9 protein-coding genes and 2 pseudogenes are annotated in these 9,866 nt (G+C 50.9%); all 11 read right to left on the reverse strand.

Features of this window, described 5'->3' with window-relative positions; genetic code table 11:
- Positions 1 to 1,744, reverse strand: a 1,744-nt coding sequence (locus IEX86_RS23990) for a hypothetical protein (protein WP_188868674.1), incomplete at its 3' end; no start/stop codon positions are given.
- A 360-nt stretch (positions 1,745 to 2,104) separates the two neighbouring features.
- Positions 2,105 to 3,463 (reverse strand): IS3 family transposase, encoded by a 1,359-nt coding sequence (locus IEX86_RS23995; RefSeq protein WP_188868675.1) that lies wholly within the window; start codon positions 3,461 to 3,463, stop codon positions 2,105 to 2,107.
- A 36-nt stretch (positions 3,464 to 3,499) separates the two neighbouring features.
- The gene (locus IEX86_RS24000) at positions 3,500 to 3,904 is read right to left on the reverse strand and encodes a Y-family DNA polymerase (RefSeq protein WP_308423916.1); all 405 of its coding nucleotides are present in this window, start codon (positions 3,902 to 3,904) and stop codon (positions 3,500 to 3,502) included.
- 66 nt (positions 3,905 to 3,970) lie between these two features.
- Positions 3,971 to 5,395 (reverse strand): hypothetical protein, encoded by a 1,425-nt coding sequence (locus IEX86_RS24005; protein ID WP_188868677.1) that lies wholly within the window; start codon positions 5,393 to 5,395, stop codon positions 3,971 to 3,973.
- Positions 5,396 to 5,446: 51 nt separating this feature from the next.
- Positions 5,447 to 5,926, reverse strand: a complete 480-nt coding sequence (locus tag IEX86_RS25950) for a site-specific integrase (RefSeq protein WP_229685490.1) — start codon at positions 5,924 to 5,926, stop codon at positions 5,447 to 5,449.
- Positions 5,917 to 6,540, reverse strand: coding sequence for a site-specific integrase (locus IEX86_RS25955; protein ID WP_229685491.1), 624 nt, complete (start codon positions 6,538 to 6,540; stop codon positions 5,917 to 5,919). Before IEX86_RS25955 ends, IEX86_RS25950 begins: the two co-directional genes overlap by 10 nt.
- Entirely contained in the window at positions 6,537 to 7,313 is a 777-nt protein-coding gene (locus IEX86_RS25960; RefSeq protein ID WP_188868678.1) for an integrase, read from the reverse strand. The genes IEX86_RS25955 and IEX86_RS25960 overlap by 4 nt, the downstream gene beginning before the upstream one ends.
- A gap of 15 nt (positions 7,314 to 7,328) precedes the next feature.
- Positions 7,329 to 7,595, reverse strand: a complete 267-nt coding sequence (locus IEX86_RS24020) for a hypothetical protein (RefSeq protein ID WP_188868679.1) — start codon at positions 7,593 to 7,595, stop codon at positions 7,329 to 7,331.
- Positions 7,592 to 8,611 (reverse strand): tyrosine-type recombinase/integrase, encoded by a 1,020-nt coding sequence (locus tag IEX86_RS24025; RefSeq protein WP_188868680.1) that lies wholly within the window; start codon positions 8,609 to 8,611, stop codon positions 7,592 to 7,594. The genes IEX86_RS24020 and IEX86_RS24025 overlap by 4 nt, the downstream gene beginning before the upstream one ends.
- A gap of 64 nt (positions 8,612 to 8,675) precedes the next feature.
- A pseudogene (locus IEX86_RS24030) lies at positions 8,676 to 8,915 on the reverse strand (Y-family DNA polymerase); the annotation flags it as partial.
- A pseudogene (locus IEX86_RS24035) lies at positions 8,908 to 9,350 on the reverse strand (LexA family protein). The pseudogenes IEX86_RS24030 and IEX86_RS24035, both read right to left, overlap by 8 nt.
- Positions 9,351 to 9,866 lie beyond the last annotated feature (516 nt).

The following is a 9,866-nucleotide window of genomic DNA, read 5'->3' on the forward strand; positions in this document are numbered from 1 at the left end:
CAACCCTTTTGCGACGCTCACTTTCCTCTGATCTGAATTCCAGAATATTATTCATTGAAAATTTCATTGCGCAGTCCCGAAGAGTCTCTAGAGAGCGCTTAATATCTGGGTTAGGAAGATTAATCATTCTCGAGGTAATCTTCTCTAGAAGATCTTGCCTCATCTGGGGGGGCGTGGGTGTTGTGAACGCCTGTGCTAACGACAAAGCTGCGCCTGGCGCCTTATCTTTTAGGTGGTCATAGATAAAACTCAATTCATGTTTCCCCCACTCTTGTAACTGCCATAGACCGGCATCGATTACATCATTTGACCCCGTCATCGCTCCGACAATAGGTGCCGGACGCGGATAAACGACATTGGGTGGAAGGCGGCTTGAAACATGCTGGAGTAGCTTCAAGTTACCGTATAGAGCTACATCCGTATATCTACTATCGGTACTATCGCTTACGGACAGGAAGTTTTTTATCTCTTTCCCTAAATTCCTAAGTACCTTCTGGCGTACAGCTATATCAGCCGTTGGCTTAAAAAAGGCCTCCTCAAATTGGCGTGCAGCAATTGCTTCACGTGGGAGAATAAAGTTATAGAGAAAACCTGCCGCACGAATGCTACTAGATATAAACGTCTGCTCTTGAGGATTAGCAACACGAATTCTTTGAATAGGGAGTGCAGGATCTGCTGTAGCTGAGCGAGTATTTTCCGTGCCTGCCTCTATCGGCAATGTGCTCTCATCAGGTAGGTGGTTTGAGAAAGCACGAAGCGTATAGAGGCAATTAAGCGTATGGTTTCCTTCCGCCGTTCCTGGATCAAGCACTGAGAGCCTAAACGCTTCATTAACTGCCCTTAATCGAGATTCTCGTGTAGCAGGCGTCGTAAATAGTTCTGTAAGACCATTAGCAAGGTTTTCCAGACTACGCTCAGAAAGATCCGCAGTGATTTCCTTTAAAGCTATGTGGGCTTGCTCAACCAATCGGGTTATTGCCAATCTAGTGATCGCTTGTTCTTGTAGTGACTCACCCGATGCGACAGCTGTTTGAGAAGTTGCCGCTGCTAGGGCTGGGCTATGATGCCCTTGTACACCAACAGATAGGGCAGGATGGGAAATAGGCTGTGAGGCTTCGGGTCTCTGTTCAGGGTGCTGAGCTAAGGGACTGCTCACTGGTGGCTGTAAGAGACGGGTAGTTGGAGGAGGGAGTGGTCGGGCTGTATTGCTGCCTTGTGGCTGCTCGCTTATAGGGCTAGCCGGCTGACCTGAAGGGCTCTGCTCATTGTCAAGCGCGTCGAATTGCTGGTCTATTATCTCCTTTTCAAGTTCATCAAATTGTTGATCTATTAACTTTATTACGCGGGCGTTTTCAGCATCGACGCCTTCTTGTTGCTTTAGGAGCTTTGCCAATCGTTCTTTCGCCTGCTCATAACGTGTTTCTGCCTGGGTGAGTGAGTCAGTATGAGCACGCGTGGCATGCCCACTTCCCTCTGCTAGCTCTTTTGCCGCTTTGGACATGCCTATCGAATGACGCAATGTCTCTACAGTACTTGTCTCTATTGCTATTTGCTGTTTTAGGCTACTTTGTGTCACCTGGCCTTTTTGGCGCATTTGAAGTAGAAAGTCCGGGGCCTTAGGCACCGGCGGTCTCTCGTGAGAGATATGAGTAGACTGTGGTGAAGTGCGTTGCTGTGTTTCCTGTGGCGGTGTTGTAGCGGATTGACCCACGTATGAGCTATTCGGCCTGCTGATAGTTGGCATAAGCGTTCCTGTATGTTTGGGCTTATCACTACAAAATAGCGAGTCCCTAATTAGGCTTTCCTAAGCAACCACAAGTGCATATCTACATGTAGCTGAAAGAAGGCTCTGTCTGTACCTTTGTATGACGAGCAAAAGGAGGGATATGCTGGGACATTCCTCCATAGCGCGTTTCCGGGACTGAAATCGGCCGTACTACTTTTTGTCGAGCACGGCAGATGCCAACACCGTTGTCAGGGATAAATGCCAATCGGTACTCTGGCTGACTGTGCAGCGGTTAAGTGGTTATTGAGTTAATCCGGTTCCGTTGTATTAAGTACTGTCTAGCGGCTATCCACGGCCGTTGGGAAGCAAGATCAGGTTTCACAAGCAGTGTTGAAGGCGGAACTGAACGGGGCTCAACCCACAAAGCGAAAGTTTCAGCCGATCATGGTTGTAATAGCGGATATAACTGCGCAGCGCCTTTTCCAACTGAGCCACGCTGTTAAAGGCTTTCCGGTAGTACAGCTCGGACTTGAGCACGGCAAAAAAACTTTCCATGGCCGCATTATTCAAACAGTTGCCACGCCGTGACATGCTTTGGATGAGGCCACGCCGTTCCAGCAGACGACCAAACGCAGGCATCTGATAGTGCCAGCCCTGATCCGAATGCAAGAGCGGAGCTTCGCCGCGTCTTAAGCGCTTGAAGGCTTTGCCCATCATGTCGCGTACCATATCGAAGATGGGTCGCCTAGCCATCTCATAGGCCACAATCTCGCGGTTATACAAGTCCAGAACCGGTGAGAGGTAGAGCTTTTGGCCACCGACGTTAAACTCGGTAATGTCCGTAACCCATCGCTCGTTAGGACGCTGGGCTGAGAAGTTACGGTTGAGGCGGTTAGGAGCGGCCCTAGACGTAGCGCCCCGGTAGGCCGTGTACTTGCTGCGCCGTCTAATCGATGACTTTAGTACCAGAATCCCCATCAGGCGCTGGATGGTTTTATAGTTCACAAGGGCTCCTTTGTTGCGTAAGGCGGCGGTGATACGACGATAGCCATAGCGGCCCTTGTGCCGATCAAACAGCGTCTTGATAGTAATTTTGAGCCCTGCGTATTTGTCAGCCGCAGCCAGTCGCTTTGACTGATAGTAAAAGGTACTGCGAGGTAGGCCTGCTGCCTTGAGCAGGCAGGCCAGTGGGTAGTCTTGCCGGAGCGCTATAACGATCTGTGTTTTCTCACGAGTGCTGAGCGTTGCCTGCTTTGAGCCAAGGCTTCGAGCTTTTTTGAGATAGGCATTTTCCAGCTGCAACCTCACGATTTCGTCGATAAGCGCTTGTTGCGTGTCTTTTGAACCATCGAGGCTTTCAACCAGAGAATGCGTGTTGTTCTGCTTCACGTCAGCTCCTCGTTGCTTGCGTGCCAGAGCGGGTAGACCACCTCCCTTGTACGCTTGCTGCCAATGCATGACGCTTGATTTGTTAGCGATGTTGAAGATTGCAGCGGCCTGACGGTAGGACAAGCCTTCTTCATACATACGCAGGAGGACGGCGAGCTTGAAAGTCGTACTGTAGTGAGATCGAGTGGGCGTGAGGCCTGCTTCGCCATGCTGCTGAAAAGCGGCGACCCAGGTGCGGACCAGGCTTCTCGCTACCTGGTGCCGATGCGAAACCCTGCTGAAGCCATCAGCGCTTTCGAGATAATCGCGAGCGACCATGAGTTTGAACTGAAGCGAGTATTTCGCCATAAGAAACCCCCGAAGGTTGTGTCCAACATTCGGGGGTCAGTTCATCTCGCTGCCCAGCAGCTTGAGCTTTTCCTCAAGCCTGCGGCCAACGCCCCAGACGTCACCGACATCGATGTGCTGCAGCGCCTGGTTACGCCGGTCCGGGTCGCGCAGATCCAGTACCCCACCAGTGGACTTGTACCAGCGCTTGGCTGCATGGTTAGCCAGCTTGGCCAGCGTCTTGGTGGTACTGATCCCAACACCTATAGGGATGCCGGTACATTTGTACACCCGCGCCTTGATTTCCCTGCCAAGCTTTTCAGGACATTTCTGTATTCCTGATAGATCTAGGAATATTTCATCTGTAGAATATATCTCGCAAGACGGGCTAATAGATTCTATACATGACATGACCCGGGCGCTAAGGTCGGCATTTATGTGGAATGGAAAAGCAACTGAAATGTGACGCTGAAAGCCGTATCTATAGCAAGCATGAGCTGCATCAGCTACCGCTCTGGCGAGACTGTTCTAATCGTTCTGCAGGACAGGCGTCACAGCAGCGACCTGTGCTTTCAGCACTGGGTTATTGATGGTGCCTACTGCATCAGCAATGTGGTTCTTACTGATCTCTCGAAGAGCTTCGTCTTCGATCCAATTCAACCTTTCGGTCATATACGTTATGACACGTGCCTTGGTTTCGTCCCTTTCAATTGTCTGACTGATTCCGCAAAGTACATTGAAATGATTGGCTATATCCTCAGCCTCGTCGTGTTGTGCTAATTTTGATGTAAGACTTGTCAACATTTCGGATTTAAGCTCATCGTTCGTATCAAGCTTGTTTCGATTTGCGAGTTCTATAAGCTTTCCGAATCGTTCCGGACCAAGCTTTTCAGAATGCCAAAGATACCAGCTGGCCAAGTTAGGCAAAGCAGCTGCTGCGTGATTTGCTCCGTTTTTTCCCTCTAGTCCTTCAAGTATTGAGCATAGCTTCTCAAACACCTCAGGCCTATCTTGATCACTTACATCACTACCTATTCCAGCTCTTGCAAGTTTACTCACCAAATTCGCGACAGTTTTGTTTTGATCATGAATCTGTGCGGCTTTGTGCTCTGGATCAGCTGACTTCAGAGCTTTAGAACGGCTGAGGCTTTCTGCCAGGTCCAGCATTAATTTGAAGCCATCACCACTTTTAAAATTAAGGTTGGAAATATTGTCTACTAGCCCCTCTATCAAATCCATTTTTTCCTTGCCTCGAAATTCCTTAACTTTCCCTAAAACTGCTTTAAATTCAATAAGTCTAGCGTCGCCCAATCCACCGGGGCCTTGATTTGCCGGAATATTCTTAATAGCTGTCAAGCGATCAAGAAGCGCCGAACATTTTGCTTTTTCCTGAGTTTTTTCCACTCCCAATGCATACAAATGCTTGGAACTAAGTGTCAATGAGGTCACACGACTGTTGGGCCCCCTGTTTGAGATATTGTCTAAAATCATATTAATTAACTCTTTAGGCATACGCTCTAAATGAGAAGTTGGATAGGGAGCGGGCGCAGACAGTTTCATGGAGATGGGCTCTTCAGAGCCTCTTCTAAACCCTACGCTTAAAACGTCGTATTTATTAGACTGTTCATTCAATTTCGCCTTGATCACCAACACGTCCTGATTGCGGCACATCCCAAATTGAGCAATACCGTTCTCGGGCGGATTGGGCGAAATCTTCAACTGACCGCTGCCGATGGCCTGTTTTGCAAATCCGGCCAGGGTTTTTTCCAGTTTGGTACCCTGGGTTTCTTTGGCATTCAACGCAGCTACTGCGTGATCGCTTAACATGCGTGGTATCAGTAAGTCGGCATGGCCAGACGGACGCGCTCCTGCTGCTACCTCCGCAGCTTCTGTAGGGTTTGCTGCATTACTGCTCTGTACGTTATAGCTGCTACTGCCTCTAATGGGGTCCACAATACTCCTCACAATATGGTCTTCAAATTGATGGAATTGAGTGGTCTGAACCTATTTCTCGGTTCCGATAGCTCCTCTTGGCCTTGTAGTATGCCCATCAAGGGCTAGAATACGTTCGAGCTTGCGGATAAAGTCCTCGATCTTTTCCTGGTCGCCCTCAACGATGGCCCGCTCATCAACGGTCAACGGAACCTGCTCCAGATATCGGCGGATCGAAGCCTTGCTTTCCAGGGCCTGCGCTTTAGCGTTGGCTTTGGGCAGGTTGAAATCGCATCCAATGCAGGCCATACGATGAGGACAGGTGCTCCAGAAAGGATTTGAGCAGTGCGAATCCCCCAAATCATAGAAGGTATAGGGCTCTTCCGACTGACGCGCTATGACGTCATGGTCAATAAGCACCGAGACCATATGCGACATCTGATCAGCTTTGACAAATGAGGCAGCAAGTTTGGTAGGCCGGATACGAATGTAATGTAACGTCGAAGTAGGGGAGCTGTGCCCTGTCCACTGCATCAACTCGATCAAGGACATGCCTTGAGGCACACTGGCCAATGCAGTGACCGCCGAGGCTCGTCCTCTATGGCTGGTGATGCGTCCGCGACTGTCTTCCACCGTGCGCAGAGAAGTGGAATAATCGTGTCGTTGATCGCACTGGTACCGATCCGCTTACCGCGAAACTGAAACAGGTAGCTGACCTTTTCACCTGTACGCTCATCAAGCAGAGGCGCCTGATTCACAGGTCTTTCCAGGAGCCAGGCGTCAATTCGCTCTTTAACAACAGCCGCCACAGGCTTAACAAAGGCCTTGAATGTCTTGCTAGCGGGAATATCCAGGTAACACAATGTCCCAGCAGGTGTTGTGGTTCCGTCGTCATGCACCACTTCGTTTGACTGAGCGTGCGCACAGTTGACGGCGAGCCGCATAATTTCATTACTACGCAGACCGGTATGCGTCCACACCACGGCAATGGCTTGGACCATGGCTAACGGATAGTGGATCTCCGGCAGTAAGTCCTTACGCTCTATGTTCAGACTGGCCCAGATGAGTTTCAGCCAACTGGCATCGTCAATGACGCGTGGATTGACACCTGAGTTGAATGCAATAGTTCTGGGTGTCGCCAGATGGTGGCGAGGACTGAAGGTCAAACGCCCCAACCCCATAGCTCAAAGTCGATAAAGAAACGCCTCAGCGCATGTAAAAAAGTACGCTTGGAGTTGGCCGCAATGGGCTGGCCTAATCCATGAAGCTTTGTATGGCGCGCAGACGCCAGCGTCCATTCGCCCACTGTCATCCGATCAACAGCAGCGATAAAGGCCGAGCAAGTAGACAGGCTCCAGTCAGCTGGAGACCTGATCCCGGGGTGCTCTCGTGCCAGCCATAGTCCTGTTCTCAGTATAAAGCTGTAGTTACTTTCTTTCGTCCTGGGCCGTGAGGTTGAGGTGTCTCGCCAACGACGGCACCACTGGACCCAGAGGGGATCGATGCCCTCAATGCTTTTTTCACGCCAGCTGGTATACCCGCGCATCCGCAAGGGTTTCGCCAGAACACCCATCGCAGCCAGACCGTGAGAGACCTTTCCAACGGCCCTGGCAATCCCCTCGCTTCGGTGCGCTTGCCCGCATATCAGCAGCTCTTCGGTGAAGGTCTCAAGCCTTGGATCACCGTTTTCCAGCATGAGTGCGCCAAGGACACTGGACAGGAAAAGCTCCAAGTGGCGTGAGGCATACCCCAGCGATCTTAAGGTTTGACTCAAGCGTGCATGTTCGAAGTTGAAAATGTCCTTTCCAAAAATCGCTGAGGCATAAATCGCGGGTTGTCGAAATTTGGCGATGCGTTGAGGCGTACGAAAGCCTCCCAGATGATAGGCAACGGCGGCAAGATAAGGACGTGCGCGATCATAGGCATTAAGCAGGCTCAACCACTGTTGCTCTGATCAAACCCAATAGGGCCTGTCTGTTTTACTAACCTGCCAGAGAATGGCTGCAATGCATTGGACAGCCATTGGCCTGGATACATCACTATGCTCGACCAGATCCAACAAAGGCTTTACCAGCTTAGGAGCCGCTTGCTGAAGATAAAGCCAGTCAGAGCGGTAATGCCTGTTGGCGAGGACGTCTCGCTCAGTATCTGTTAATACCTCGCTACGCGTATAGCGGCCCACATCAAACGGCTGATAGCTGACCTTGGGTAGAGGGCTCATTGTAGCGACTCCGAGTGGAAGAGCTGGGTAAACATTTGCGTGTCTAAATGACCCACTGAGTGCGCCGTCTTGGCGGTCAGCTCAATGCCCGACAGGTGCAGATAGACCAGCGTGGTCTTGGGATCTCGATGACCGGCATAGCCGGTAAGCTCATGCAGCTTCCAGCCTGCCCGAGCCAGATGTGTGAACCGGAGATGGCGAAAAGTGTGAGTACTCAAGCATTGGATACTACTTGTCTTGGCCCAGGCCTCTACCGTCTTGCTCCAGGTCCATCCTGTCAGGGGAGAGCCCCGATTACGATCGGACGCTGAGCGAAACAAAGGCCCTCTAGACCATCCTTCACGGCGAAGTGCGTGAAGATGCCTCATCAAGACAGGACTAATTGCCGGGCTGTAACAAACGATCCGGCTGCGACGACCTTTGGTTGTTTCAGCCCGCATCGATATCAGCCGGTGCGCAACGTCCAGGTCTTCCACCCTTAATGCCACCAGTTCGGCACGCCGGAGCGCGCCACAATAGGCCAGGGCAAGCATGAGCCGATCACGAATAGAGGCCTTAGCGGCTACGGCTAGTAAGTCTTTCCATTCCTCATCGGTAGGAACGCAGGGAAGCTTTATTAGCCGAGGAACCAGACCTCTAACAAATCCTGAGTGGGCAGGTATCTGAAATAGCCGAGCGTGTTGTCCTCGTGGGACGGGGTTTTGCTGGCAAATACCACAATAGACCAGATGATCATACCAGAGGCGGATGGCGGTTATCCGCTGATGCAACGTAGCATTGGCTATGGCATGGGCTTGCCCCGGTAACAGCTGCCGAATGTAAAGCGTAATCTGCTCGAATGTAGCCGATTCTGGCTCAAGGCCAAGCGTTTCGCAGTGCCGAAGATAATGCGCAAGGCCTCGACCATAGGCTTCCAACGTAGCCGCTGCCCGTCCCAGATTACCCAGAAGCGCTAGCCATTGCTGGACAGTGGGATAGCGGCTCAGCACCTGTTGGTATGATGCGATAGAGGTCATGATGGATACCTCGGAGCGTCGACAACGTCAGACTAGCCCAAAAAGCATTCCACATAACTTACTACAACGCGTAATTGGCGCTAAACACTTGAACTCTAAGGCGTTTTAACTCGTCCCTGATCTGGAAATAGGGCGCTCCCATCTTGATCCCTAATTTCTTGGCCAGGGCGCAACGAGCAATTACGCAGGAATCGTTATTGCTTAAGACGATAATCGGAGTGTGTTTTAAATCAGGCCTGAATACTCTCTCACACGATGCGTAGAAGCTATTGCAATCTGCCAGGCAATAGGTTTTATCAAACATTACCGCGATGCGTCCGCAGACTGCACCGCACAACACCCCACACCTCAAGGTCGTCGCCTTCAAGGATCAGCCGGGGCTGGTAGAGAGGTTATCGGAAAGAAGCGCCAGCGTTTCGCCAACTCTGCCAAGTCGCTTGACTACAGGCTCGCCATTGATGGCGGCAATGATCACGTCACCCTGTACTGCATCCGCTGATTGATCAACGACCAGCAGGTCACCGTCGTGGATACCACTCCCAATCATGCTATCGCCATGGGCACGCACCAGATAGGTATGAGGCGCCTGGATCTCAAGGAGATGGCCCAGCGATATGCGTTCCTCGATGTGGTCCTGGGCGGGACTGGGAAAGCCTGCCGGAACGCGATACCCGTAAAGCGGGAGAGTTAAATCCGTGGCCGAAAGTGGGCCTAAAATGGTGATTGAATGGGTTTGCATGACGACATCCGAGCGACATGGCTGTGTGTATTTTTATACAGCATGGCCATGCATACAGTTCTCGTCAATGTTTCAAACCATACAAAGGAGTAAAGCGAACATGCCTCGTTAAGCGAGAAAGGGTGTGTTTGGACGAGGTACGCGCAAGTATCCAAAAAAATGCTATCTAAATGACATCATCTATTGAAAGGGAATAATCTTCCAGCTTGAGGGCAAAATCAGGTGATTAGGTGTAGTCGTTAGGTATAGCGAATAGGCGGTATAGTCGTTTAAGTCCCCCTGACTATTTATCGCTACACCCAGAGGATAGACACTAGGTGTTACCGTTGGGGGTACACCTTAATGACAACATCCAATTGCGTCTCTAACCTGCCTTGAGGGAACCCGATAGCCAGCCTAACCACTTAGTCCCATCACGCGAATGTCTAGAATATTTGCTCCGCTAGTGGCCCTGAGGCTAAACCATGCTTTCTCAACGTCTCTCAGCAGCATCCTCTGTCCTGCAGAACAACCCCA

The organism is Pseudomonas asuensis, from assembly GCF_014646755.1.
Classification (GTDB): Bacteria; Pseudomonadota; Gammaproteobacteria; order Pseudomonadales; family Pseudomonadaceae; genus Chryseomonas; species Chryseomonas asuensis.